The sequence below is a fragment of the Neisseria sp. HMSC056A03 genome (assembly GCF_001815685.1).
In the GTDB taxonomy this organism is placed as follows: domain Bacteria; phylum Pseudomonadota; class Gammaproteobacteria; order Burkholderiales; family Neisseriaceae; genus Neisseria; species Neisseria subflava.
Genome location: NZ_KV821641.1, coordinates 117,767 through 142,752 on the forward strand (window position 1 = coordinate 117,767; position 24,986 = coordinate 142,752).

Consider the following 24,986-nt stretch of genomic DNA (forward strand, 5'->3'; position numbering starts at 1 on the left):
CCATGAAACCCACCCTCAAAACCTCCCTGCTCAAGCTGATTTTAGTCGGTATCCTGTTTTACACCAGCTACGGCCTCTCCAACCATTACGCGGCGTCGCTGGACTATGTGCCTGAAATCGCTTTTACATGGGAGAGCAATATTCCGTTTTGGGCATGGACGATTGTGCCTTATTGGTCGCTAAACCTGATGTATACCGCGGCATTTTTTCTTTGCCGTGATACACATGAACAAAACCGATATGTAGCGCACCTTGTAGCCGCCCAACTGATTGCAACTGTTTGCTTTGTACTGTTTCCGCTGCGTTTCGGGTGGCCTAAACCGCCTGCCGATGGGTTGTCAGGCTGGCTGTTTGATTCATTGGCTGCATTTGATTTGCCGTACAACCAAGCACCATCTTTGCATATCGCGTTGGCGATTATCGTGGGTGCATTTTATTGGACGCGCTTTCCCAAAATCCGCCTGCCGCTTTTCTTATGGCAAAGCCTGATTGCCTTGTCGGTATTGACGACTTATCAACATCATTTTATTGACGTGCCGACTGGAGCATTGCTTGGCTGGCTGGTGTTGTGGGCTTTCCCGCGTCAGATGACTTCGCCGTTAAGACTAGGCTCAAGTGATGTACGCTCAAGAAAGATTGCGTTGCTGTATTTTCTTGGCGCGTGTTTGATGGCTTTACCTGCGCTGCTGGGTGGCGCGTGGCTGTGGTTGATATGGATTAGCGTGTCTTTGCTGATGGTGGCCTTTGCCCATTTGACTGGAAATGCAAACATATTCCAAAAACAGGCTAACGGTAAATTATCGGCGGCAGCAATGGTTTTACTATTGCCTTATCTTGTGGGTGCATGGCTAAACATGGCGTATTGGTTACGCGGTAAGGCGAAAACGGCACAAGTCCGCAATGATGTATTGATTGGCAGCGTTTTGGGGATTTCAAACCATCTGCCTGCCGTATTGGATGTATGCGCCGAATATCCCTGCCGTAGCTATCAAGGAGAATATCGCTCCCTGCCTTTACTGGATATGGTAACGCCGTCTGAAAATGATTTGGTTCAGACGGCCTTGATATTGGAAACCTTGCGTCGAAAACACGGCAAAGTGCTGGTATGCTGCGCTTTGGGTTATGGAAGAAGTGCCGCAGTGGTGCTGACGTGGCTGCTGGTCTATGGTGGCTGCAAAGACTTGGCGCAAGCGAAGGCCGAACTCCAACAGGTTCGGCCGCAAATGGTATTATCGCCGGCCACTGCCAAAGCAGTCGAAGCTGCTGCCAACCGTTTAAAACAAGGATAATGATGAACAACGCAACCGACAGCCGTATTACTGCCCACCTGCTCTCTACCACACATTATGTTGCCGCCTGCAACGCCTTGCTGCTCGCCTTGTCGGCAAAATATGGCGGCGCATGGTTTGCGGTGCAACTTGTCTTGGCAGCGGTTTTGCTGTACTGCCATATCCGCATTCACTTCGACCACCGCGTGTTCCAAGACTTTGCCGACAACCACTACTCTCCTGAAGACTTCGACCAATCCTTACAACAAAACAGTTTACATCAAATTTCAGGCAGCCGTACGTTGACCCAACGGATAAACGGCGCACTTTCCTTATGGCGCAAAAGCTTATACCTGACCGCCGCACAATTTTTAATTTTGCTTATCCAAAGCATTTGATTATTTTTGCTGATTTACCCAAACCAAATCCTTAGTGGTATCTCACTCCCAAAGGCAGAAACAATGAAAAACTTCCTCAAAAAACAACTTGCCTGGCTGACCGACCAAGCCTTGTGTCTGTCGGTCTCTTTTCTTACGGGCGTCCGTCCTAAAAGTCCGCACGAACTGACATTCAATCAGCACCAAAAGGTCTATTATGCCAATCACGGCAGCCATGGCGATTTTGTGCTGGTGTGGATTTCCCTACCCCGCCGCTGGCGCTTGTCCACGCGCCCAGTCGCCGGTTCGGATTACTGGCTGACAAGCAAACTCAAACGCTTCATCATTCAAAACGTTTTCAACGCCTTGCTGATTCCGCGCCATAGCGATAATCCGCAAGCAATTACCGAACAGATGAAAGACGCACTGAACGCAGGCGATTCCCTGATTATTTTCCCTGAAGGCACGCGTAATACTGACGACAACACTATCCTGCTGCCGTTCAAGTCCGGCATTTATCATCTGGCGAAAAGCAAACCCAATACCGAATTTGTGCCGATTTGGATAGACAACATCAGCCGCGTACTGCCCAAAGGCAAAATCCTGCCTATCCCGCTTTTGTGTGAAGTCCATATCGGACAACCGCTTACCTTGCAGGAAAACGAAGACAAAGACAGCTTTTTGACACGCAGCCGTGAAGCGTTGCTGGCACTCAGGCCGTCTGAAAACGACCGCAGCGAACTTCGCCAAAATGAATCTGAAGTTCATCAAAACAAAGGAGGACAAGCATGAGCCTTTCTACGACTTCCCAACAAATCATTGTCGAACAGGCCGCCGCTCATCTGACTCCGCAAGCCAGCTATATTTTTGTCGGCGTATTTGCCGTATTGTGTTTTGCCAGCATCATCGGACAATGGCTCAAGCGCAAAAATGGCACAGATAATGCCACCATCGCCAACCTTAACGCCCGCATTTACGCATGGTGGCTGATGACGCTGGTGTTGCTGGGCGCGTTTTGGTTCGGAAAAATCGGGACAGTTGTACTGTTTTTCCTGATTTCATTTGCCGCACTACGCGAATTTATGACCCTCGTCTATCGCCGCCGCAGCGACTATTACAGCATGGTGATCTGCTTTTACCTGCTGCTGCCGGTGCAATACTATTTCGTCTATAACGGCTGGTACGGCATGTTCAGCATTTTTATTCCGGTTTACGGCTTTTTGATACTGCCGATTATTGCCAGCCTCAGCGGCCAAACCGCGCACTTTTTTGGAACGCGCCGCCAAAACACAATGGATGGCGATGATTTGCATCTTCTGTCTGTCCCATGTTCCGGCGCTGATGTTTCTAGACTTGGACGGCTTCGATAATAGCAACAATATCCTGTTGCTGATCTTCCTGATTGGCGTGGTGCAAGTATCGGATGTATTGCAATACGTTTGGGGCAAACTGATTGGCGGTGCAAAAATCATGCCCTCGCTTTCCCCGTCCAAAACCATTTCCGGCACTGTCGGCGGTATTTTATCGGCCACGGCCATTGCCGCGCTGATGGCACCGATTACACCGTTCTCCCACGGCCAAGCAGCCGTTATCGGCTTTATCGTCTGCCTGATGGGCTTCTTTGGCGGCCTGGTTATGTCTGCCATCAAACGCGATTACGGTGTCAAAGACTGGGGCAATATGATACGCGGACACGGCGGCATGCTTGACCGCGTAGATTCAATTTGTTTTGCCGCACCCGTGTTTTTCCACATCACCCGTTATTTCTGGAACGGCTAAACTTCAGGCCGTCTGAAAGCTGTTTTCAGACGGCCTTGAATGTCTAAAACTACCAGCCCTGCCGATTCGTTATACAATACGCGACATTGTTATTACATACACACAACATGAACAAACCCTCTCCAATCTTTCCCATTTTTCTTGCTGCGATTATCTTCGCCCTCATTGTTTGGTCAGGCATCAATCCCCATGACCGCGCAGTCTGGTACGCCGAAATCGTTCCCGTAGCATCCGTATTCTTCCTTTTGGTTGCCACCTACCGCATTTTCCGCTTCAGCAACCTGGCCTACTTATTCATGAGTTTTTGGCTGATCATGCATTCCATCGGTGCATACTACACTTTTGCCGATGTACCGTTTGAATCCATCAACCGCTTTGTCGAGCCAATTTTGGGCGAAAACCGCAATCATTACGACCGTATTGCCCATTACATCATCGGCTTTTATGCCTACCCGATGGCTGAATGGCTGCTGCGCCGCAAGCTGTGCAATTTGCCGTTGGCCTTATTTTTCTCCCTGTTCTTCATTATGAGTGTGGCCGCCGCCTATGAAATCATCGAATGGCAATATGCCGTCATCGATGGTGGAGAGGCCGGACTGGAGTTCTTGGGCTCTCAAGGCGATATTTGGGACGCGCAAAAAGACATGCTTGCCGATACTTTGGGCGCGTTAACTGCTCTGTTTATTTTTGTATTTACCCGACCCGATAAACGCTTGGGTTTCTCTTAAATCTACCCCTTTACAGCAAAAGGCCGTCTGAAACCAGATTTTCAGACGGCCTTTTTCATTTTTCTATTGGTATGTTGGAACATTGGTTGACAATAATTGGAGCAGGTTGTCGGTCACCCATTTGAATGTAATGGTTTAGATACCAATATCAAAGTGCGGCTACTGCCAATATAGAAAGCTTCATTAGAAACAATTTTGTCGGCCAGCCTGATCTAAGATTTGCCGACAACGGTATAGATTCTATGCGTATGATGATGCGTATAGAAGATCATGACACCTTTTTTAACCACAAATTGAAAGTAATACGAAATTGGGAACAATCACCCAAAACTACTCGACAGCATCGAATAATCTTTCGGTGAGTAGTTCCTGAACCGTAGTACATCTATTTTAAATTGAATAATCTAGGTTTAAAACAAAAGGCCGTCTGAATGTTTCAGACGGCCTTTTGTATGTTTTTCCATACGGTTTTATCAAATATAAAAAAGCGTACCTTTCTAGGTACGCTTTTTTTCAATCTGACTCAAAATTAGAATTTCGCGCCAGACTCGTTTGCCATAAAGTCTACAGCTGCTTTAACTTCATCATCACTCAGGCTGCCATTACCGCCTTTAGCCGGCATAGAATTAAAGCCTTCAATAGCATGTTTGTGCAAAGTGTCTTTACCTTGCTTAATTCGAGGAGCCCAGTCTTCTTTTTTACCTACGACAGGAGCGCCTGGAATCATACCGCCATGACATGTTTTACAGTTGGCTTCAAAAACAGCTTTGCCATCTACCTTAACCGGAGCCGCTTCTGCTTTTTCAGCAGGTTTGGCTTCAGCAGCCGGAGCAGCTTTAGCATCTGAAGCAGGAGCGGCAGATGCTGCGCTGTCAGCTGCAGGGGCTGATGCTTCGGCTGCTGGAGCAGCTTGAGCAGGCTCAGCTTTTTTAGCAGGAGCTTTTTTACCGTCTTTGTTAGACATACCCCAAACGTAAGCAGTCATGATGTGCAGCTTGTCTTTGTCGAGGAAGTGACCCCAAGCAGGCATTTGGCTGCTGCGGCCGTTGGTAATGGTTTCGGTAATCGCTTTTTGAGTACCGCCCCACAACCATACATCGTCAGTCAGGTTCGGACCAAGACCTTGGATACCTTGACCTTTGTCGCCGTGACAAGTGAAACAGTTGGCAGGTGGGCCGCTAAACAGGGCTTTACCGCGTTCTGCACGTTCTTCGTCGTATTGACCTTTAGGTTTAGAAAGAGACATAACATACTGTGTTACGTTTTTCACGCCTTCTTCACCCAAAGCAGGACCCCATGCAGGCATGGCGGCAGTACGGCCTTTTTCAATAGTTTCCTGAATTTTTTCAGGTTCACCACCCCACAACCAGTCGTCGTCAGTCAGATTTGGGAAGCCTTTAGAGCCTTTGGCATCTGAGCCGTGACATTGGATACAGTAGGTATTGAAAAGGTTTTGTGCAATAGCACGGGCTTCAGGATCTTTAGCCACTTTTTCAATCGGCATATTGGAAAATTTAGCATACACTTTACCGTATTGCTGATTGGCTTTGGCAACTTCTTCTTCATATTGACCATGGCTGCTCCAGCCCCACAGGCCTTTGTAATCGCCGATACCGGGATACATAATCAGGTAGCCGACACCAAACAGCCATGTGCAGACATAAAGCCAAAACCACCAACGTGGCAGAGGGTTGTTGTACTCCGAAATACCGTCCCACTCATGACCCGTGGTTTTTACTTCTTCGCCTTTTTTAGGGCGTTTCACAACATTTTGCGAAAGCAGAAGCCAAGCCAGGCCGATGAAGCTGAGCACGACGATAACGGCAATATATATATTCCAGAAACTACTGGTAAATTGGGATGTTGTGTTCATTATTTTGCTCCGTGATCACGGACTGACTGAGCTTGATCGTCCTTTTCAGACGGCCTTTGCTCGTCATTATCGAAAATACTGCTGGCTGCATCATCATAGTTTTTCTTATTGCGTCTATTGAACACAATATAGAGGACTAAAATAAAGCTGATGAATACCCAAACAGTAAAGAGCGAGCGAGCCCAGTTAGCGTCCATGATGTTACCTTACGTTTTTCAATGCCAAGCCCAAGCCTTGCAGGTAGGCGATAACAGCGTCCAGCTCTGATTTATTGGCCAGCATTTCAGGTGCTTTGGCAATTTCTTCATCGCTGTAAGGTGTACCCACTTTACGCAGGGCTTTCATATGCGCCACAGTTGCCTCGGCATCGACTTTATTGCGTGCGAGCCATGGGAATGCAGGCATATTAGACTCCGGCACGACGTCGCGCGGGTTCAGCAGGTGGATGCGGTGCCATTCATCGGAATAACGGCCGCCGACACGAGCCAAATCCGGACCGGTACGTTTAGAACCCCATTGGAACGGATGGTCATAAACAGACTCACCGGCAACGGAGTAGTGGCCGTAACGTTCAGTTTCTGCACGGAATGGACGAATCATTTGAGAGTGGCAGTTGTAGCAGCCTTCGCGTACGTAAATATCACGACCGGCCACTTGCAAGGCGTTATATGGTTTCACGCCTGGCGCAGGTTCAGTAACTGCCTTGGAGAAGAACAGCGGGACGGCCTCGATCAGAAGGCCGACGCTGACTACAAGCAGGGTGAATACAATCAGTACACCGACTTTTTCTTCAGCTAATTGTTGTAATTTCATTTTGGTAGCCTATCTTTCTTGTCATTAGTGGTGTTGAGTTTGAGAAACCGCAGGAATCTCAGCATCAACTGCTTTACCACTGATAGCAGTACGGTAAACGTTATATGCCATGATGCACATACCGCTCAGGTACAGCAGGCCGCCGGTGAAACGAATCATGTAGTAAGGCATGGTACGTTTTACAGATTCGACAAAGGAATAAGTCAGTGTGCCGTCTTCGTTCAAAGAACCCCACATCAGGCCTTGCATCACACCGGCAATCCACATCGCGGCGATATACAGAACCACACCGATGGTTGCAATCCAGAAATGCGCTTCAACCAATTTGGTGCTGTACATTTCGTTTTTACCGAAGAGGCGAGGGATCATGTAATAAACGGAACCGATGGTTACGAAGCCTACCCAACCCAATGCACCGGCGTGAACGTGTGCAACAGTCCAGTCAGTATAGTGGCTCAGAGCGTTAACTGTTTTAATAGACATCATCGGACCTTCGAAGGTAGACATACCGTAGAAGGACAGAGATACGATCAAGAATTTCAAAATCGGGTCGGTACGCAGTTTGTCCCATGCACCAGACAGAGTCATGATACCGTTGATCATACCGCCCCAAGAAGGTGCGAACAGGATCAAAGACAATACCATACCCAAAGATTGAGTCCAGTCAGGCAATGCGGTGTAGTGCAAGTGGTGAGAACCTGCCCACATATAAGTGAAAATCAAAGCCCAGAAGTGAACAACGGACAAGCGGTAAGAGTAAATAGGACGGCCTGCTTGTTTTGGTACGAAGTAGTACATCATACCCAAGAAGCCCGCAGTCAGGAAAAAGCCCACCGCGTTATGACCGTACCACCATTGAACCATCGCATCGATTGCACCAGCGTAAACGGGGTAAGATTTCATCAGACCGGCAGGGATGCTGATGTTATTGACGATGTGCAACAGTGCGACAGCCAAGATGAAGCCGCCGTAGAACCAGTTGGCAACGTAAATGTGTTTGATTTTACGTTTGGCAATCGTACCGAAGAATACGATGGCGTAAGCAATCCAAACCAAAGCGATCAGGATGTCGATAGGCCATTCCAATTCAGCATATTCTTTAGCTTGGGTATAACCCATAGGCAAGCTAATAGCCGCAGCCACGATGACAGCCTGCCAACCCCAGAAGGTAAATGCAGGCAACCAACCGCCAAACAGACGGGTATTACATGTACGTTGAACAACGTAGTATGATGTACCAATCAGACCGCAACCACCAAATGCAAAAATAACCGCATTGGTATGCAGCGGACGCAGGCGGCCAAAGTGGAACCAAGGTCCAATTTCAGATAAATCAAGGGATGGAGCAAATAATTGGGCGGCTACAATTACACCGACCAACATGCCCACAATACCCCAAACTACAGTCATGATGGCGAACTGGCGCACCACTTTGTAGTTATAAGTTTGTGTGTCCATGGAAGTCTCCATAAATTATGGGTATAAAAAATTTTTATCTCACCCCAACCCTTACGTTTATGAAAAGCGCAATACAGCTAAGGCTCAAATTTTTCTAAATTTAACATAGACACCACAACATGCCAAGCAAAATTACATTCCATATTGCATAAAACCTTTAGTGAGGCATAATCTCATTTCTTTTATAATCAATAAATTATTTAAACATATCCAATAAATCGGGCACAGTATTTTTTCAAGCCCCCTTTTTCGTACAAATTTATTGATATAGATTAAACCTAACCTTTTAAAACACTTATTCTTAATAAACTTTAGCAAACTATACGATAGCTATGATTAATTACAAAATTACCCCTAACTTTCTGTCTCATGAATGGCACATCACCTTATCATTCACCCAACCCAATGATTATGAAACAGAAATCAGCCTACCAAACTGGGTTCCCGGCAGCTACCTCATCCGTGACTTTGCCCGCCACATCACACACATCAGCGCGCGTTGCAACGGCAAAACCCAGCCACTGACGCAAACCAGCAAAAACCATTGGCAAACCCCGGCCCTCAGCGGAGCGTGGGAAATTTACTACACCGTCTACGCATTCGACTTATCAGTTCGCGGCTCGTTCCTCAGCACCGAGCGTGGCTTTTTCGATGGCGCATGCCTCTTCTTAAAAGTACACGGACAAGAGGAACAACCGCACCAAGTCGAATTTCCTACCCTGCCACACACATGGCAAATAGCCACAACCCTGCCCCAAATTTCAGCGACCACTTTTCAGACGGCCTCATATGCCGAGCTTATTGATCACCCCGTTGAAACAGGCATCATCGAATTCCTTGACTTTAAAGCACAAGGCATTCCCCACCGTATTGCATTAAGCGGTATCTACCCCGATTTCGACCGCGCCCGCTTCCTCGCCGATATTCAAAAAATCTGCGAAATCGAGTTGGCGATGTTCCCCTCCCCTGCCCCGTTTACCGAATACCTTTTCCTACTACATCTGGGCGACAACCTCTACGGCGGACTGGAACACATCAGCAGCACTGCCCTACTCGCCGACCGCCACAGTCTGCCATCTTACGACATGGGCGAAGCCGACAAAGCCTATACCGAATTACTCGGCCTCTTCTCCCACGAATACTTCCACGCATGGAACGTCAAATCCATCAAACCGGCTGTCTTCGCACCTTACAATCTCGACCAAGAAAACTACACCGAGCAACTTTGGGCATTTGAAGGCATTACTTCCTACTACGACGACCTCTTTCTAGCCCGAAGCAAAACCATCAGCCCCGAAGCCTACCTTACCCTGCTTGCACAAGGCATCACACGCGTACAGCAGACACAAGGCCGTCTGAAACAAACACTTGCCCAATCCAGTTTCAGCGCGTGGGACAAGTTCTACAAACAAGACGAAAACAGCCCCAACGCCATCATCAGCTACTATCAAAAAGGTGCACTGGCCGCACTTTGCCTCGACCTCATCATCCGTGAAAAAAGCCAAGGCAAATACACCCTCGACAGCGTGATGCAGCAACACTATCGCGATTGGTGCAACACCCATCAAGGCATACCCGAAAAACACTGGCAAACCCGTTGCCAAGAAATGACCGGTTTAGATTTAGCAACCTTCTTCCAGACGGCCTTATACAGCACCGAAGACCTTCCGCTCGCAGAATGTCTGCAAAGCGTAGGTGTCAAACTCGACTTCATCCCCCTGCCACGCCAGCACGGCGGAGCATTTACAAGCGAACCCCAATCGGTTGCCCCCGCCAATGATTTGGGCGCACGTTTCAAACAAAACGGCGACCACGCTATCCTGACTCATGTATTTAATGGCGGCAGCGCAGAAAATGCCGGACTCTGCCCGCAAGACAAAATCATCGCCTTAGGCGGATATGCCTGCAACGACCTTGCAGCGCAGTGGAGCAAACTGCCTATCGGCACGCGCACCACCATCCATTTCTTCCGCCAAGGCCTGTTGCGCGAAACTAGCATCACAGTTCAAGCAGCAGAAGCCAATACTGCCCTGCTGCACATTACCGATCGCCCAAAACTCGAAAACTGGCTTTATAATGACTAAATCTTATTTTTAACCAACTATCTCTACACAAGACAATTTGAAAATATCTCACTTGAAAGAACAGCCATGAAAAAACTTCTTATCGGGACACTTGTCCTATTTATCAGCTTGCATTCCGCGGCTGAACCTACCACTACCTCGACAGAAAAGCTTCCAACCGAGAAGCTGAGCAAAGAAGTTGCCGTCTTCTACAAAAACCCTTCTGATACACGCGCGGTTAACTTACTGGACGGCATAGTCAAAGCCAATCTCACGCGCCATACCACTATTGCTTGGGCCAGCCAAGTCTTACAAAAGTATCCTCAAGTCAGCACAGCTTGGTGTAACAAAATTCGTACTTACCACGATAATGCACAAACTTTTGCTGCCTATACTCTCGCAATGACAGGTACACCTCAAGCCCAAACATGTCTTAATAGCCTGACATTAGATGCCGCACTTAAAAATGAAATTGAACAAATCAAAACCTTCCATCCACTTCAAGAACCAATGGTTTCTCCTGCATCACTAGATTTTCTATGGGTAACCTACTATGCAACCGGCAATCCTAAAGCTGTTGAACGCATTCTCGACTACATTATTAAAGCCCAAACAGCAGCCGAACAGCATCCAAATCATGTAGACCTCATGCTTGCTTCTGCCATTTGGTCAACTCGCTCCAATATGGAGCAAGACTCGACGATCGACAATATTGTCCGTAAATATATACAAAACCAATCCAAAGCAAATAAAAAACTATTGGAACAAGCCTTATTGAAACCTCAAAAGCAATAACATCCATCATCAAACTTAGAAAAGGAAAAACTATGCCCATCCGTAAACTGACCGACACCCTCTATATCGCCCCCCAACTGACCGAATCCGATGTCCAAGAAGCCGTACGTCTCGGCATCCAAACCGTCATCTGCAACCGCCCGGACGGCGAAGAAGAAAACCAACCGGCTTTTGCCGAAGTGCAAAACTGGTTTAAAGAGACCGGCATCAACCAATTCTCACACCAGCCCGTTGTTGCGCCTCAAATCAACGCAGTCGATGTTGCAGCCTTCCAAAATCTGTTGCAACAATCTCCGGCTCCTATCCTTGCCTTCTGCCGTACCGGCACTCGCTGCTCCCTGCTTTGGGGTTATCATCAAGTACAACACGGCGCATCTGTAGCCGAAGTAGTTGCCGCAGCCGAACAGGCAGGCGTCAATCTCAGCAACTTTGAAGCCCGCCTGCAAGAAGCCAAAAATAAAGGTTTGGCTTAATACTTAATTTATATAGTAAGTAGCAGCCTTTAAACCAATCAGGCCGTCTGAAACCCATTTTTCAGACGGCCTAATGACTTTTATTCACAATCAAACCTTATTTTTAATTTATTTCCACTATCCTAAAAATATATTTTCTAAATCAAGCCCGAATTGACCTGTATCAATACCCCAACCCTATTTTCATTTATAATGCCTTTCAATGCTTCAGGGTCAAGCCCTAATCCTCCAGTTTTCCTCTATAAGAGCCAGCTCTCTTATTAAATGATTTTTCTTTCCTCTTGATGTGTGTGTGTTTGGGTGTGGCCGAAAGCCACCCCCTTTTTTTTATACCTACCCTCTTTAAGGCCGTCTGAAAACTTTCAGACGGCCTTTCCTTTCCCCTCACAAAAATAGTATAAAATCCCCTTATCGTTCAAACCACAAACTCAAAATACCATGGTCAACAAACTCACTCCCCCTCCAAGCCTACCCGATCCGCAAGACCTCCGCGCCGTTATCGCTTACAACATGCGCCTCTATCGCGTCAATCACGGCTGGTCGCAAGAAGAACTGGCACGCCAATGCGGACTCGACCGTACCTACGTTTCCGCCGTTGAGCGCAAACGCTGGAACATCGCCCTTTCCAACATCGAAAAAATCGCATCCGCACTCAAAATCGCCCCTTACAAACTCCTCCTTCCACCGCAAGAAATGCTCCGCCAAATGACCGAGCCTGCGGATACCCAAGCCTAATTCACAACCAGATACCATCATGACCGCCGCCCAACAAGCCATCCAAACTTACCAGCAGCAAAAAGTCGCAGCAGAAACTGCCTACCGCCAAAACAACCGCCCTACCGCTTACTTCCGCGACCATATCGCCGCTGCCGAAACCCTGCTACAAACCCTCTGGCAAATCCACTTCCCCGACAGCAACGACATCAGTCTCATTGCCATCGGCGGCTTTGGGCGTTGCGAACTCTATCCCCATTCCGACTGGGACTTAGCAATTATTTCCTCCACTCCTTTTTCAGACGGCCTGCAACAGCAAACCGCCCAATTTATCCAAACCCTTTGGGACGCACGCCTCAATCCGGCCATCAAAAGCGGCAGCATAGAAGAAATCCTCCAAAGCACCCAAAACGACATTACCGGCGAAACCGCCTTTCTAGAAGCACGCCACCTACAAGGCAATGCCAACCTTACCGCCCAACTTCTAAACAAACTCAACACACGCCGCGACACAGCCGCCTTTATCGAAGCCAAACTCCTCGAAATGGAGCAACGCCATACCAAATCCCAAGGTACAGGCGCACAACTCGAACCCAACATCAAAACTTGCCCCGGCGGCCTGCGCGACATCCACACCCTGATTTGGACAGCCAAAGCACAAGGCATAGACAGCAACCCCACCGCCCTTGTTACTGCCGGCGTCCTCACACGCACCGAAGCCGGTATGTTGGCCCATGGCTACCGCCGGCTCGCCAACATCCGCATTCATCTCCACCTTACTGCCGACCGCCCCGAAGACAGGCTGCTTTTCGACTACCAGTCCCAAGTTGCCGAAAGCTTAGGCTATACCCAACCCGACATCCGCGGCCGAAGCGAAGCCCTAATGCACACCTTCTACCGTGCCACTAAAGCCATCAAACAACTCAACGGCATCCTCATTCCGGTTCTTAAAAACCATCAAACCTCCAGCCGTCCCCAACATATCCACCCCATCGACAGCCACTACAAACGCATCGGCCACCAAATCGCCGCCAACGACCTTGCCCTGTTCGAGCAAAATCCCGAACACATCTTCACCATCATTCAAACCATGCAGGAGCAAAACATCACCACCATCGAGCCGCAAACCCTGCGTGCATGGTGGGCGGCCACACGAAAAATCAACACCCGTTTCACCCAAAATCCAGAAAACCGCCGCCGCTTTATCCAATTCTTCAAACACGGCACCGGCCTTACCCAAACCCTCCGTTTTCTCAACCTCTACGGCGTACTTGGCCGCTATCTCCCCGCATGGGAAAAAATCACCGGCCTGCTCCAACACGACCTCTTCCATATTTACCCCGTAGACGACCACATCCTGACCGTCGTCCGCAATATGCGCCGTCTCGCCATCGAAACCCACAGCCACGAAATGCCCGAGGCCAGCGCCATCATGCAGGCCTACCCAAGACCGCATGTCCTCTACACCGCCGCCCTGCTGCACGACATCGCCAAAGGCCGTGGCGGCGATCACGCAAAAGAAGGCATCAAAGACGCACAACAATTCGCCGCCAACCACTACTACACCGAAGAAGAAAGCCACCTCCTCGCATGGCTGGTTGAAAACCACCTGCTCATGTCCACCGTTGCCCAAAAAGAAGACATCCAAGATCCCCATGTCCTCCAAGCCTTTTGCCGCCGTATTCCCACGCGCGAATACCTCGACGCACTCTACCTGCTTACCATTGCCGACATCCGCGGCACCAACCCCAAACTTTGGAACACATGGCGCGCCAGTCTGCTCCAAACCCTCTACCACAGCACCGCCGCCGTTTTAAACAGCAAACACCACGATCCCGAACGCCTCCCCAACCGACGCGAACAAGCCTCGACCGATCAGCTCACACGCGCGGCCGTTCCCCTCAAAAACCAACAAAAACTCCGCCGCATCCTCGGCAGCGCATACTACGTCCGCCATCAGACGCGGGAAATCCTCTGGCACACCGCAAACCTCGCCTACGACACCCAAAGTCCGGCCGTCCGCAGCCGTATCCTCCCCCAAAGCAACAGCCTTCAAGTCATGGTATTCATGCCCAATGGCGACCGCCTCTTCGCACGCCTCTGCCGCATCTTCAGCAGCCACCGCTTCGACATCCAAGCCGCCCGTGCCTTTATTACCGAGCACGACTACATCCTTGACACCTTTATCCTGCAACTTCCCGACAATCTCCCGCCCGAAGAATATCCCGACCGTCAAAGCGCACTCGAAGCCGAACTCAACAGCTTCATCCACGGCAATACCACCGTCCAAAAACAAAGCGGCCGCCCGCACATCAGCCGCCGCATCCGCCACATTCCCATTCCGCCTACCGTAATCATCACCCCCGAAGAAGATTATCCCGGCTGGCACACCATAGACATCACCGCCGTCAACCGCCCCCATCTCCTCGCCGATATCGCCGAGACCTTCTTTGCACACAACATCAGCCTGCGCTACGCCAAAATCACCACCTTGGATCAGCGCATTGAGGACAGCTTCATTACCTACAGCCCATCCCTACAAGACCCGCAAACCCAAAACACCCTAAAACAGGCATTGATCGAAGTCTTGACCCCATAAAGGCCGTCTGAACATCTTAAAAACATAGGGTGAGCATTTTTTGCTCACCCTAATCGCACCCAAAAATATAAACATCTTGAATATACCCTTCTAAAACACTCAAGAAATCCAAAGCCTTAAAATTCGAAACCAGAACTTCCTTCTGACACAAAACTACATTCAAAAATCATAACCCATATGAATATAATTCTAATGGGAAAATTTCATTCACCTATTACGCCAAACCCTCTTCAAAAATCCTTCCTTCCAAATTTTCTCCTTATCCGTATTCAAACAAAATACGCATAAAAAATAAAACCCATAAAAAACAAAAAAATAAAATCACAAAATATTAAACTCACCTATTAATCCATAAAAATACCGTCTATCTAAATCAATTAACATATTATTGAATCAAGCTTAATTTCTGACGAAAAACGTCACATACCCAAACTTGCACACACTCTCTGTCACAAAAAACACAAAACTGACAAAAAACGTCAACCCCCTAATTTCCCTAAAATCCTGAAACTTTCAAACAAAACCTCACAAAATTTAAAATTAAAAAATAATCCCAATAAAAACAATAAACAAAAAATAAAAAATAAATTTTCTAATCAGTTTTGCACACTTGGCACACTGACTGCTTGTAATAACACATCCGATAAGGCTCAAGCCTCAAAGCAGCAAGCCCGACGGAAGCTGTATATTCCTTCTTACTTATGGTTTACTCATAATACATAGTGCCAAGCACATTACGGATTTTTTACTTAAACACAATTATTCACACTTTAAAACTGGAATTTTAAACAATGAAAGCAATCCAAAAAGGTTTCTCCCTGATCGAATTGATGATCGTCATCGCGATTCTCGGCATCTTGGCAGTTATCGCCCTGCCTGCATACCAAGACTACACTGCACGTGCCCAAGTTTCTGAAGCCATCTTATTGATGGAAGGTCAAAAGTCTGCTGTTGTTGAATACTATGCAGATAAAGGTAAATGGCCTACTAGTAATACAGAGGCTGGTATTGCAGCTGCTACCGATATTAAAGGTAAATATGTTGAACAAGTAGCAGTCGGTGGTAACGGTGTTATTACTGCCAAAATGAAAAGTAATAACGTAAATAAGGAAATTGAAGGCAAAACTGTATCCCTTACTCCTCATGCCACTACTGCCACTGCCAGTGCTACTCCTGGTACAACTGCCAGTGCAACTGCTAACGGCTCTTTTACTTGGACTTGTAGTACTCCAGGCGGAACAGATGGCGTAGCTACAAAATTCTTGCCTTCCTCTTGCCGTCCTGATGCTACTACAAGTAGTTCTGGAACAGGTGGTTCTGGAACAGGTGGTTCTTGAACAGGTGGTTAATTTAAATATCTAACAAAAGATATTCGACTCAAAGCAAATCCCATAAGGATTATGGGATTTGCTTTATAAAATAAAAATAAGAAAACGACATACTCAAAAAAATGAAAAAACTACGCAAAGCCCAAATCGGCTTTAGCCTGATTGAGTTGATGATTGTTATCGGCATTATCGGCATTTTGGCAGTAGCGGCTCTTCCTGCATACCAAAACTATGTTGCCAGAGCACAAGTAGCAGAAGGCATTATGCTGGCCGGCAGCATGAAAAGCTATGTTGAAGAAGCCTATGCAAATAAAGGCAGCTTGCCGCTTGACCTCAATATCAAGCAACTCGCTTCAGACGACAATAAAGTCGGTAACTATGTAAAGATTGTCCGTATTGAAGATAACGGCACTATTGTTGTCGCCATCGGTAATCAAGCTGCTGTTCCTGTGAAGAATACCGAAATCCACCTGACACCAAGTTTTGCAAAAACAGGTGCTACTAAAGGCACAACAGTTTGGTCTTGCGGTGGCACCATGGATACACACTTCCTTCCTGTATCCTGCAAACAGAGCCTGTAAGCTTATTTCCCAAAACACAAAAATACATTGCGAAGAAAACACCCCAAACAAAGCCAAATACAAACGCGGAAAACGAATCAAAGCAAAAGAACAAAACTCTCCAAAACACGGTCATTAAGAGCCTGAATGATCACATTACGAAAATAAATGCCGTCTGAAATTCATTTTCAGACGGCCTCTTTATATCCAATCCTAATATGACATAAAACTTTGGTCTTGATTAGTTTCAGACGGCCTTCATCTTTTCACCACTACATAAAACAAATTCGCAACACTCCTTATAAGACAATTTGTCGCCTATCTGAACTCAATATATAATTTAACCATACAAGTCTTTATTTTTAAGTATTTTTCATTTTTAAAACATACATTACCTACACTGGGAGAACCATCATGCCTCATCTAAACTTGGATAAAACGGATTTAAAGATTCTGCAGGTTTTGCAGGAAAATGGGCGGTTGAGCAATGTTGAGCTTTCTGAAAAGGTGGCGCTCTCCCCTTCTCCCTGCCTGCGCCGTCTCAAACAGCTTGAAGATGCGGGCATTATTCAAAAATACGCTGCCCAGCTTTCTCCCGTATCTTTGGGCTTGGGCTTGCAGGCTTTTATCCGTGTATCGATTAGCAAGGCAAAAGATGCGCGCGAGGATTTTTCCGAATCTGTCCGCGCTTGGCCGGAAGTATTGAGCTGCTTTGCTTTAACGGGTGAAACCGACTATCTGCTCCATGCCTTTTTTACCGATATGAACGCGTTTTCCCATTTTGTTTTGGATACGCTGCTTTCGCACCACGGCGTGCAAGATGCGCAATCGAGTTTTGTGTTGAAAGAAATTAAAAACACGACCGCTCTGCCTTTGGTTCATTTGGTTCAGGATTGATGATTTAAAACTGATAAAGGCCGTCTGTTGTTCAGACGGCCTTTTAAATTCCAATGGTTTGCTTTAACACCCATACACTTGTATACTTTTTAAGAATAATTCACATAAGCTTTTACTATGACTGACACCGCCCATCTCGATATCGATACCGTTTCAGAACATACCAAGCAATGGCTGGAAAAAGCCGTTATCGGGCTGAATCTCTGCCCGTTTGCCAAAGCGCCGCACGTTAAAAACCTGGTTCGCGTCGTTGTCAGCGAAGCCCGTCATTTGGACGGTTTTCTTGAAGATTTGGATCGTGAATTGCAGCTTTTGGGCAATACGCCCGCTTCGGAATTGGAAACCACTTTACTGGTTCATCCGACGCTATTCCCTGATTTTGAAATCTTCAACCAAGTGCTGGAAATTGCCGACGATGCCGTTGTAGAAAACGAATTGGAAGGCATTGTCCAAATTGCACCGTTCCATCCTGATTTCCAATTTGAAGGCACGGAAGCCGACGACATCAGCAACTACACCAACCGCTCGCCCTACCCGACCTTGCATCTGATTCGTGAAGACAGTATTGCCAAAGCCGCTGAAGCATTTCCTGATGCCTCGGCAATTTTCGACCGCAATATCGCGCTGCTGGAAAAAATGGGGAATGAGGGCTGGGATAAATTAGACATTCCGCGTTGTCCATTTCCGCATCACAAGCCGTCTGAAAACAAATAATTGGTGACGGGAATATGGTTCGCTATTTATTGATTTTTTGCGGCGCATTGTCGCTCGTCTTGGGCATTATTGGCATTTTCCTGCCATTACTGCCGACTACGCCTTTCATTTTATTGACCGCCGCCTGCTGGGCAAAAGCTTCGCCGCGCTTTCACAATTGGCTGTATCATCACCGCCATTTCGGTCCAATCATACAAAACTGGGAAAATAACGGCGCCGTGCCGCGCAAGGCAAAGTTCTTCGCTATCGGCATGATGGCCCTTTCTTGCCTGTTTATGTTTTGGCAATTTCCGGAACGCTGGTGGATTGGTGCCGCATCATCAGTCTTCTGTAGTTGCGTGGCAGTGTGGATGTGGTTACGGCCGGAGGCATAAAATAAAACAGGTGGGCATTTTCGCTCACCTGTTTTTTATTTTCACACCCAATTTATCCATTAAAACAATCAGCAAGAACCAAAACACCCTATTTCATCCTCATTTTTCAGACGGCCTCCATTTATTCAATCAAATGTAAATTTTAGCTAAAATTAATTCAAAGTATTTTTTCGATAGCATTCTTTTCAAGATTTCAAACTCCTGTTTCAAAATCATTTTTTTACTACTTTCGACTACTTCCCTCCCTTTTATTTCTTTATTTGTATCAACATTTCTTTTGATTCCAACACTCTAAACCGTCCCTTAACACTTGCTTTGCGTTATACTTTCCCCTGACACCACCGCGCAGTTCGTCCGGATATTTTCAGACGGCCTGAATATTTCACCGCCGTGCTTTCTCAACGAAGTTTCTCACGGCGCAACAGAATAAAACGGAAATACTATGCGCTATCTCTCATTTCTACTGCTTTTTGCCGCCCTTCCTGCTGCGGCATCCGATTTTGACGGCTCATCCGCAAGCCTGCTTTGGGGTCTGCCGTTTGCGCTGATTCTCTTGTCTATTGCACTCGGACCTCTGTTTTTCTCCCGTATTTGGCACCATCACTTCGGCAAAATTACAGCGTTTTGGACACTGCTGTTTTTAACGCCATTTATCGTAACCTTTGGTTTCGGAGCTGGCGTACATACCGTTGCCCATGCTTTGGTTGAAGAATATATCCCCTTTATCCTGTTGCTTTTGGCGCTCTATACCATTTCAGGCGGTATTTTTGTCAGCGGCGATTTGCATGGTTCGCCTAAATTGAACACAACCCTGTTGGCAGTCGGCACGGCTTTGTCTTCCATCATGGGAACGACAGGCGCGGCGATGTTGATGATTCGTCCGCTTTTGAAAGCCAACCATAAACGCCACTACCGCGTTCACATCGTGATTTTCTTCATTTTTTTGGTGGCGAATATCGGCGGCGGTCTGACTCCTTTAGGCGATCCTCCTCTGTTCTTAGGATTCCTGAAAGGCGTAGATTTCATGTGGACGGTCAAACACATGCTGATTCCTGTATTGATCAGTTCTGTGGTTTTGCTGGCCGTTTTCTACATCATCGACAGCCGACACTTCAACCGTGAACAAAGCGAACACCTTGCTCCTGCTCCTTCCGATAAAGAAGACAAAGTCAAAATCTACGGCAAATGGAATTTTCTGTTACTGGCCGGCGTAGTCGGCGCAGTTTTGCTGTCCGGTTTGTGGAAACCAAATCATCCGGGCTTTGAAATCTTGGGCAGCCATTATGCCTTGCAAAACCTGATGCGCGATGGCATTTTGCTGGCTTTGACCGCCGTATCTTGGATTATCACGCCCAAACAGGTACGCGCAGGTAATGAGTTCAACTTCGAGCCGATTGCCGAAGTGGGCAAACTGTTTTTGGGTATTTTCATTACCATTTCGCCTGTTTTGGCTATTTTAAAAGCCGGCGAAACAGGCGCATTGGCTTCTGTTGTTTCTTTGGTTCACGACGCGGCAGGCAATCCGATTAATGTGATGTATTTCTGGATGAGCGGCATTTTGTCGGCATTCTTGGATAACGCGCCGACTTATTTGGTATTCTTCAATATGGCCGGTGGCGATGCCCAAGCTTTGATGACAGGCCATCTGTTCCATTCGTTGCTGGCAGTATCCATGGGTTCCGTATTCATGGGTGCGCTCACTTATATCGGTAATGCGCCGAACTTCATGGTCAAAGCCATTGCCGAACAACGCGGCGTACCGATGCCTTCCTTCTTCGGCTATATGGCATGGTCGGTGATTGTATTGGTACCGCTGTTTGCCCTGCATACGATGGTTTTCTTCGTTTGGCAGCTCTTTTAAACTTAGAGGCCGTCTGAAATTCAGACGGCCTTTTATTTTTAGCTATATCATCAAATATAGCGTTTAAATATCAATCAGTTAAAAATTATTTCCCTTAACACTCGATTACACATTCCTACTTTTTTCCCACTTTTCCCGTAAAAATAAGCGTAAAACTGACATAAAGCAGCCTATACCTGATAAAATCTAAAGCTTTGTTGTTTGCGTTTATTCGTTGTTTTTATAGCAAACCTCTGCTTTTTCAGACGGCCCATCCGTTGTTTCAAAACATTACATGCCGTCTGGAAAAACAATCCGACATCCGAATCTCAACCCACCAAAAAGTAACGCATCCTTATGATTAAGATAAAAAAAGGCTTAGACCTGCCTATCGCGGGCAGACCGGAGCAAGTCATTTATGACGGCCCGGCCATTACCGAAGTCGCGTTGCTTGGCGAAGAATATGTCGGCATGCGCCCCTCGATGAAAATCAAGGAAGGCGAAGCCGTCAAAAAAGGCCAAGTGCTGTTTGAAGACAAAAAGAATCCGGGCGTAGTATTTACTGCTCCGGCTTCAGGCAAAATCGCCGCGATTCACCGTGGCGAAAAGCGCGTACTTCAGTCAGTCGTGATTGCCGTTGAAGGCAACGACGAAATCGAGTTCGAACGCTACGCACCTGAAGCGCTGGCAAAATTGAGCAGCGAAGAAGTGCGCCGCAACCTGATCCAATCCGGTTTGTGGACTGCACTGCGCACCCGTCCGTTCAGCCAAATCCCTGCCGTCGATGCCGAACCATTCGCCATCTTCGTCAATGCGATGGACACCAATCCGCTGGCTGCTGATCCTACGGTCATCATCAAAGAAGCCGCCGAAGACTTCAAACGCGGCCTGCTGGTATTGAGCCGTCTGACCGAACGCAAAATCCATGTGTGTAAAGCAGCCGGTGCGGACGTGCCGTCTGAAAACGCTGCCAACATCGAAACACATGAATTTGGCGGTCCTCATCCTGCCGGTTTGAGTGGCACGCACATTCATTTCATCGAGCCAGTCGGTGCGAACAAAACCGTGTGGACCATCAATTATCAAGATGTGATTGCCATTGGCCGTTTGTTTGCAACAGGCCGTCTGAACATCGAGCGCGTAATTGCCTTGGGTGGCTCTCAAGTCAACAAACCACGCCTCTTGCGTACCGTTTTGGGTGCGAAAGTATCGCAAATTACTGAGGGCGAATTGGTTGACGCAGACAACCGCGTGATTTCCGGCTCAGTATTGAACGGCGCGATTGCACAAGGCGCGCACGATTACCTCGGCCGCTACCACAATCAGATTTCCGTTATCGAAGAAGGCCGCAGCAAAGAGCTGTTCGGCTGGGTTGCGCCGCAGCCGGACAAATACTCGATTACGCGTACGACCCTCGGTCATTTCCTGAAAAACAAACTCTTCAAGTTCACGACAGCCGTCAACGGCGGCGACCGCGCCATGGTTCCCATCGGCACTTACGAGCGCGTGATGCCGCTGGACATCCTGCCTACCTTGCTTTTGCGCGATTTAATCGTCGGCGATACCGACAGCGCGCAGGCTTTGGGTTGCTTGGAATTGGACGAAGAAGACCTCGCTTTGTGCAGCTTCGTCTGCCCGGGTAAATACGAATACGGCCCGCTGTTGCGCAAGGTGCTGGAAACCATTGAGAAGGAAGGCTGATTATGGGCTTGAAACATTTTCTTGAAAAAATCGAACCGCACTTCCTGCCGGGCGGCAAACATGAAAAATGGTATGCCCTCTACGAAGCTGCGGCGACGATTTTCTATACATCCGGCGCGGTAACGCGCAAAGCGGCCCACGTCCGCGATGCGCTCGACTCCAAGCGCATGATGATTTTGGTGTGGCTGGCTTTGTTCCCTACCATGTTCTACGGTATGTACAACGTCGGCGTACAGGCATTCGGTGCGTTAACGCCTGATTTGCTGCAACAAAATATCGCCAACAACTGGCATTACGCCCTTGCCAACGCTTTGGGCATCAATATGTCGTCTGAAGCGGGCGTGTTGGGCAAAATGCTGTTCGGCGCGATTTTCTTCCTGCCGATTTACGCGACTGTATTTGTTGTGGGCGGCTTCTGGGAAGTCTTGTTCGCCACTGTACGCAAACACGAAATCAACGAAGGTTTCTTCGTGACTTCGATTCTGTTTGCTTTGATCGTTCCCCCTACCCTGCCTTTGTGGCAAGCGGCTTTGGGTATTTCTTTCGGCGTTGTGGTTGCGAAAGAAGTATTCGGCGGTACAGGTAAAAACTTTATGAACCCTGCGCTTGCAGGCCGTGCATTCCTATTCTTCGCCTACCCTGCCAACATTACCGGCGACACCGTTTGGACTGCGGTTGACGGCTACTCTGGTGCCACTGCTTTGGCGCAATGGGCGGCACACGGTGCAGACGGCCTGAAAAACGCTGTAACCGGTCAAAACATCTCTTGGATGGATGCGTTTATCGGTAACGTGCCCGGCTCAATCGGCGAAGTCTCCACTTTGGCGCTCTTAATCGGCGGCACGTTTATCGTGTTTGCCCGCATCGCTTCTTGGCGCATCATTGCCGGCGTGATGATCGGCATGATTGCCATGTCTTCGCTGTTTAACTTCATCGGTTCGGACACCAACGCCATGTTCTCCATGCCTTGGTACTGGCACTTGGTGGTCGGCGGCTTCGCCATCGGTATGCTGTTTATGGCGACCGACCCTGTTTCCGCTTCCTTTACCAATGTCGGCAAATGGTGGTACGGCGCGCTTATCGGTGTAATGTGCGTATTAATCCGCGTGGTCAACCCTGCTTACCCCGAAGGCATGATGTTGGCGATTCTGTTTGCCAACCTGTTTGCCCCGATTTTCGACTATTTCGTCGCACAAGCGAACATCAAACGCAGAAAGGCGCGCAGCAATGGCTAAGAAATTCGATAAAGACAGCTTCAGCGGCACGCTGATTGTGGTATTGGTTGTCAGCTTGATTTGTTCCATCATCGTTGCTGGTGCGGTCGTCGGCTTGAAACCCATCCAAGAGAAACAAAAACTCCAAGACAAACAAGGCTATATCTTGAGCGTAGCCGGTTTAATGGATAAAAACACCGACATCAGCAAAACCTTTGCCGAGCGTATCGAGCAACGTGTCGTGGACTTGGCTACCGGCGAATACGTCGCCGATGCGCCTAAAGACTTCAGCGCACGCGTTGCCGGCAAAGACCCTGCCCAAAGCATCCAAATCAAACCTGAAGACGATTTGGCAGGCATCAAAAGCCGTGCCAAATACACTGAGGTTTACTTGGTAAAAGGCGAAGACGGCAAAGTCAGCCAAATCATCCTGCCTATGCACGGTAACGGTTTGTGGTCTGTCATGTACGGTTTTGTCGCCATTCAACCTGACGGCAACACCATCAACGGCATTACCTACTATGACCAAGGTGAAACTCCGGGTTTGGGCGGCGAAATCGGCAACCCTCTGTGGCAAAAAAAATTCGTCGGCAAAAAACTGTTTGACGAAAAAGGCAAATTTGCCCTGCACGTCGGCAAAGGCGCAAGTTCAGACAAAGAACACGGCGTAGATGCCCTCTCCGGCGCGTCGCTGACGTCTAAAGGTGTGCAAGGTTCGTTCGACTACTGGTTCGGCGAAAACGGCTATATCCCCTACCTGAACAAATTGAAATCAGCAGGAGCACAATAATGGCTGACATGAAACGCTTGAAACATTTGATGTTTTCACCCTTTATCGACAACAACCCGATTGCCTTGCAGGTTTTGGGTATTTGTTCGGCTTTGGCGGTTACCACCAAACTTCAGACGGCCATCGTAATGGGTATTTCCGTTAGTTTGGTAACCGGTTTTTCCAGCTTCTTCATCTCATTGGTACGCAACTACATCCCCAACAGCATCCGTATTATTGTGCAAATGGCGATTGTTGCTTCCTTGGTAACGCTGGTTGACCAACTGCTCCAAGCTTTTGCTTATGAGCTGTCCAAACAGCTGTCCGTATTCGTCGGCCTGATTATTACCAACTGTATCGTGATGGGCCGCGCCGAAGCATTCGCCATGAAAGAGCCTCCTTTGGAAAGCTTGGTTGACGGTATCGGCAACGGTGCAGGTTACGGCATGATGCTGATCATCATCGCAACCATCCGCGAACTGATCGGCTCAGGCAAGCTCTTTGGCTACACCATTTTCCAAACCGTACAAGATGGTGGCTGGTATCAAACCAACGGCTTGTTCCTACTCGCCCCTAGCGCGTTCTTCATCATCGGCTTCTTGGTATGGGGTCTGCGCACTTGGAAACCTGAACAGGCGGAGAAATAACA

23 protein-coding genes and 1 pseudogene are annotated in these 24,986 nt (G+C 48.0%); 20 read left to right on the forward strand and 4 right to left on the reverse strand.

What is annotated here, in order from left to right; genetic code table 11:
* The first annotated feature begins 2 nt into the window (after positions 1–2).
* The 5 genes and pseudogenes from HMPREF3052_RS07515 to HMPREF3052_RS07535 all read left to right on the forward strand — a co-directional run bounded on the left by HMPREF3052_RS07515 (position 3) and on the right by HMPREF3052_RS07535 (position 4,152).
* Positions 3–1,289 (forward strand): phosphatase PAP2/dual specificity phosphatase family protein, encoded by a 1,287-nt coding sequence (locus tag HMPREF3052_RS07515; protein ID WP_070749377.1) that lies wholly within the window; start codon positions 3–5, stop codon positions 1,287–1,289.
* Positions 1,290–1,291: 2 nt separating this feature from the next.
* Positions 1,292–1,666 (forward strand): hypothetical protein, encoded by a 375-nt coding sequence (locus HMPREF3052_RS07520; protein ID WP_070749378.1) that lies wholly within the window; start codon positions 1,292–1,294, stop codon positions 1,664–1,666.
* 63 nt (positions 1,667–1,729) lie between these two features.
* Entirely contained in the window at positions 1,730–2,437 is a 708-nt protein-coding gene (locus HMPREF3052_RS07525) for a lysophospholipid acyltransferase family protein (protein WP_070749379.1), read from the forward strand.
* Positions 2,434–3,424: pseudogene (locus HMPREF3052_RS07530) on the forward strand (phosphatidate cytidylyltransferase). Before HMPREF3052_RS07525 ends, HMPREF3052_RS07530 begins: the two are co-directional and overlap by 4 nt.
* Before the next feature lie 107 nt (positions 3,425–3,531).
* Positions 3,532–4,152 (forward strand): DUF2238 domain-containing protein, encoded by a 621-nt coding sequence (locus HMPREF3052_RS07535; RefSeq protein ID WP_070749380.1) that lies wholly within the window; start codon positions 3,532–3,534, stop codon positions 4,150–4,152.
* A gap of 529 nt (positions 4,153–4,681) precedes the next feature.
* Here HMPREF3052_RS07535 and ccoP read toward each other — a convergent pair.
* Genes ccoP through ccoN form a run of 4 tightly spaced genes read right to left on the reverse strand, consistent with a single transcriptional unit; the run spans position 4,682 to position 8,296 of the window.
* Positions 4,682–6,025: a cytochrome-c oxidase, cbb3-type subunit III gene (gene ccoP, locus HMPREF3052_RS07540; RefSeq protein WP_083318806.1), complete on the reverse strand. Its 1,344-nt coding sequence runs from the start codon at positions 6,023–6,025 to the stop codon at positions 4,682–4,684.
* Positions 6,025–6,222, reverse strand: a complete 198-nt coding sequence (locus HMPREF3052_RS07545; protein WP_003748776.1) for a cbb3-type cytochrome oxidase subunit 3 — start codon at positions 6,220–6,222, stop codon at positions 6,025–6,027. Before HMPREF3052_RS07545 ends, ccoP begins: the two co-directional genes overlap by 1 nt.
* A 4-nt stretch (positions 6,223–6,226) precedes the next feature.
* On the reverse strand, positions 6,227–6,838 hold the full coding sequence (gene ccoO, locus HMPREF3052_RS07550) for a cytochrome-c oxidase, cbb3-type subunit II (protein WP_063075589.1): 612 nt from the start codon (positions 6,836–6,838) through the stop codon (positions 6,227–6,229).
* 24 nt (positions 6,839–6,862) lie between these two features.
* Positions 6,863–8,296 carry a cytochrome-c oxidase, cbb3-type subunit I gene (gene ccoN / locus HMPREF3052_RS07555; RefSeq protein ID WP_199904679.1) on the reverse strand — a complete coding sequence of 478 codons (1,434 nt, stop codon included), beginning with the start codon at positions 8,294–8,296 and terminating at the stop codon, positions 6,863–6,865.
* A gap of 332 nt (positions 8,297–8,628) precedes the next feature.
* On the opposite strand from ccoN, the gene HMPREF3052_RS07560 reads away from it, so the two are divergent.
* From HMPREF3052_RS07560 to HMPREF3052_RS07630, 15 genes are all read left to right on the forward strand, one after another.
* The gene (locus HMPREF3052_RS07560; RefSeq protein WP_070749382.1) at positions 8,629–10,380 is read left to right on the forward strand and encodes a M61 family metallopeptidase; all 1,752 of its coding nucleotides are present in this window, start codon (positions 8,629–8,631) and stop codon (positions 10,378–10,380) included.
* Between the two features lie 66 nt (positions 10,381–10,446).
* A complete protein-coding gene (locus HMPREF3052_RS07565; RefSeq protein ID WP_070749383.1) occupies positions 10,447–11,154 on the forward strand; it encodes a hypothetical protein in 708 nt (235 codons plus the stop codon).
* Positions 11,155–11,186: 32 nt separating this feature from the next.
* The gene (locus HMPREF3052_RS07570; RefSeq protein ID WP_070749384.1) at positions 11,187–11,627 is read left to right on the forward strand and encodes a TIGR01244 family sulfur transferase; all 441 of its coding nucleotides are present in this window, start codon (positions 11,187–11,189) and stop codon (positions 11,625–11,627) included.
* Positions 11,628–12,065: 438 nt separating this feature from the next.
* Positions 12,066–12,362 (forward strand): helix-turn-helix domain-containing protein, encoded by a 297-nt coding sequence (locus HMPREF3052_RS07575; protein WP_003680870.1) that lies wholly within the window; start codon positions 12,066–12,068, stop codon positions 12,360–12,362.
* 19 nt (positions 12,363–12,381) lie between these two features.
* Positions 12,382–14,940 (forward strand): [protein-PII] uridylyltransferase, encoded by a 2,559-nt coding sequence (glnD, locus tag HMPREF3052_RS07580; RefSeq protein ID WP_070749385.1) that lies wholly within the window; start codon positions 12,382–12,384, stop codon positions 14,938–14,940.
* Positions 14,941–15,731: 791 nt separating this feature from the next.
* On the forward strand, positions 15,732–16,277 hold the full coding sequence (locus tag HMPREF3052_RS07585) for a pilin (protein ID WP_070749386.1): 546 nt from the start codon (positions 15,732–15,734) through the stop codon (positions 16,275–16,277).
* Between the two features lie 113 nt (positions 16,278–16,390).
* Positions 16,391–16,849 carry a pilin gene (locus HMPREF3052_RS07590; protein WP_070749387.1) on the forward strand — a complete coding sequence of 153 codons (459 nt, stop codon included), beginning with the start codon at positions 16,391–16,393 and terminating at the stop codon, positions 16,847–16,849.
* Positions 16,850–17,242: 393 nt separating this feature from the next.
* Positions 17,243–17,725 carry an Lrp/AsnC family transcriptional regulator gene (locus HMPREF3052_RS07595; RefSeq protein ID WP_003684427.1) on the forward strand — a complete coding sequence of 161 codons (483 nt, stop codon included), beginning with the start codon at positions 17,243–17,245 and terminating at the stop codon, positions 17,723–17,725.
* Positions 17,726–17,842: 117 nt separating this feature from the next.
* On the forward strand, positions 17,843–18,439 hold the full coding sequence (locus HMPREF3052_RS07600) for a DUF1415 domain-containing protein (RefSeq protein WP_070749388.1): 597 nt from the start codon (positions 17,843–17,845) through the stop codon (positions 18,437–18,439).
* 14 nt (positions 18,440–18,453) lie between these two features.
* Positions 18,454–18,813, forward strand: a complete 360-nt coding sequence (locus HMPREF3052_RS07605; protein ID WP_070749389.1) for a YbaN family protein — start codon at positions 18,454–18,456, stop codon at positions 18,811–18,813.
* A 442-nt stretch (positions 18,814–19,255) separates the two neighbouring features.
* Positions 19,256–20,674: a sodium:proton antiporter gene (locus tag HMPREF3052_RS07610; protein WP_070749390.1), complete on the forward strand. Its 1,419-nt coding sequence runs from the start codon at positions 19,256–19,258 to the stop codon at positions 20,672–20,674.
* A 336-nt stretch (positions 20,675–21,010) separates the two neighbouring features.
* Positions 21,011–22,354, forward strand: a complete 1,344-nt coding sequence (locus HMPREF3052_RS07615; RefSeq protein ID WP_070749391.1) for a Na(+)-translocating NADH-quinone reductase subunit A — start codon at positions 21,011–21,013, stop codon at positions 22,352–22,354.
* Between the two features lie 2 nt (positions 22,355–22,356).
* On the forward strand, positions 22,357–23,589 hold the full coding sequence (locus HMPREF3052_RS07620; protein WP_070749392.1) for an NADH:ubiquinone reductase (Na(+)-transporting) subunit B: 1,233 nt from the start codon (positions 22,357–22,359) through the stop codon (positions 23,587–23,589).
* On the forward strand, positions 23,582–24,358 hold the full coding sequence (locus tag HMPREF3052_RS07625; protein ID WP_070749393.1) for a Na(+)-translocating NADH-quinone reductase subunit C: 777 nt from the start codon (positions 23,582–23,584) through the stop codon (positions 24,356–24,358). Before HMPREF3052_RS07620 ends, HMPREF3052_RS07625 begins: the two co-directional genes overlap by 8 nt.
* Positions 24,358–24,984: an NADH:ubiquinone reductase (Na(+)-transporting) subunit D gene (locus HMPREF3052_RS07630; RefSeq protein WP_049352534.1), complete on the forward strand. Its 627-nt coding sequence runs from the start codon at positions 24,358–24,360 to the stop codon at positions 24,982–24,984. The genes HMPREF3052_RS07625 and HMPREF3052_RS07630 overlap by 1 nt, the downstream gene beginning before the upstream one ends.
* Positions 24,985–24,986 lie beyond the last annotated feature (2 nt).

What these genes read in the sequence shown, in the direction of transcription:
- HMPREF3052_RS07605 (WP_070749389.1), top strand. Translation starts at nt 18,454, where the DNA reads ATGGTTCGCTATTTATTGATTTTTTGCGGCGCATTGTCGCTCGTCTTG.
- HMPREF3052_RS07535 (WP_070749380.1), top strand. Translation starts at nt 3,532, where the DNA reads ATGAACAAACCCTCTCCAATCTTTCCCATTTTTCTTGCTGCGATTATC.
- HMPREF3052_RS07610 (WP_070749390.1), top strand. Translation starts at nt 19,256, where the DNA reads ATGCGCTATCTCTCATTTCTACTGCTTTTTGCCGCCCTTCCTGCTGCG.
- ccoN (WP_199904679.1), bottom strand. Translation starts at nt 8,296, where the DNA reads ATGGACACACAAACTTATAACTACAAAGTGGTGCGCCAGTTCGCCATC.
- HMPREF3052_RS07520 (WP_070749378.1), top strand. Translation starts at nt 1,292, where the DNA reads ATGAACAACGCAACCGACAGCCGTATTACTGCCCACCTGCTCTCTACC.
- HMPREF3052_RS07615 (WP_070749391.1), top strand. Translation starts at nt 21,011, where the DNA reads ATGATTAAGATAAAAAAAGGCTTAGACCTGCCTATCGCGGGCAGACCG.
- HMPREF3052_RS07625 (WP_070749393.1), top strand. Translation starts at nt 23,582, where the DNA reads ATGGCTAAGAAATTCGATAAAGACAGCTTCAGCGGCACGCTGATTGTG.
- HMPREF3052_RS07560 (WP_070749382.1), top strand. Translation starts at nt 8,629, where the DNA reads ATGATTAATTACAAAATTACCCCTAACTTTCTGTCTCATGAATGGCAC.
- HMPREF3052_RS07585 (WP_070749386.1), top strand. Translation starts at nt 15,732, where the DNA reads ATGAAAGCAATCCAAAAAGGTTTCTCCCTGATCGAATTGATGATCGTC.
- HMPREF3052_RS07630 (WP_049352534.1), top strand. Translation starts at nt 24,358, where the DNA reads ATGGCTGACATGAAACGCTTGAAACATTTGATGTTTTCACCCTTTATC.
- HMPREF3052_RS07595 (WP_003684427.1), top strand. Translation starts at nt 17,243, where the DNA reads ATGCCTCATCTAAACTTGGATAAAACGGATTTAAAGATTCTGCAGGTT.
- HMPREF3052_RS07590 (WP_070749387.1), top strand. Translation starts at nt 16,391, where the DNA reads ATGAAAAAACTACGCAAAGCCCAAATCGGCTTTAGCCTGATTGAGTTG.
- glnD (WP_070749385.1), top strand. Translation starts at nt 12,382, where the DNA reads ATGACCGCCGCCCAACAAGCCATCCAAACTTACCAGCAGCAAAAAGTC.
- HMPREF3052_RS07620 (WP_070749392.1), top strand. Translation starts at nt 22,357, where the DNA reads ATGGGCTTGAAACATTTTCTTGAAAAAATCGAACCGCACTTCCTGCCG.
- HMPREF3052_RS07570 (WP_070749384.1), top strand. Translation starts at nt 11,187, where the DNA reads ATGCCCATCCGTAAACTGACCGACACCCTCTATATCGCCCCCCAACTG.
- ccoO (WP_063075589.1), bottom strand. Translation starts at nt 6,838, where the DNA reads ATGAAATTACAACAATTAGCTGAAGAAAAAGTCGGTGTACTGATTGTA.
- HMPREF3052_RS07600 (WP_070749388.1), top strand. Translation starts at nt 17,843, where the DNA reads ATGACTGACACCGCCCATCTCGATATCGATACCGTTTCAGAACATACC.
- HMPREF3052_RS07575 (WP_003680870.1), top strand. Translation starts at nt 12,066, where the DNA reads ATGGTCAACAAACTCACTCCCCCTCCAAGCCTACCCGATCCGCAAGAC.
- HMPREF3052_RS07515 (WP_070749377.1), top strand. Translation starts at nt 3, where the DNA reads ATGAAACCCACCCTCAAAACCTCCCTGCTCAAGCTGATTTTAGTCGGT.
- HMPREF3052_RS07545 (WP_003748776.1), bottom strand. Translation starts at nt 6,222, where the DNA reads ATGGACGCTAACTGGGCTCGCTCGCTCTTTACTGTTTGGGTATTCATC.
- HMPREF3052_RS07565 (WP_070749383.1), top strand. Translation starts at nt 10,447, where the DNA reads ATGAAAAAACTTCTTATCGGGACACTTGTCCTATTTATCAGCTTGCAT.
- ccoP (WP_083318806.1), bottom strand. Translation starts at nt 6,025, where the DNA reads ATGAACACAACATCCCAATTTACCAGTAGTTTCTGGAATATATATATT.
- HMPREF3052_RS07525 (WP_070749379.1), top strand. Translation starts at nt 1,730, where the DNA reads ATGAAAAACTTCCTCAAAAAACAACTTGCCTGGCTGACCGACCAAGCC.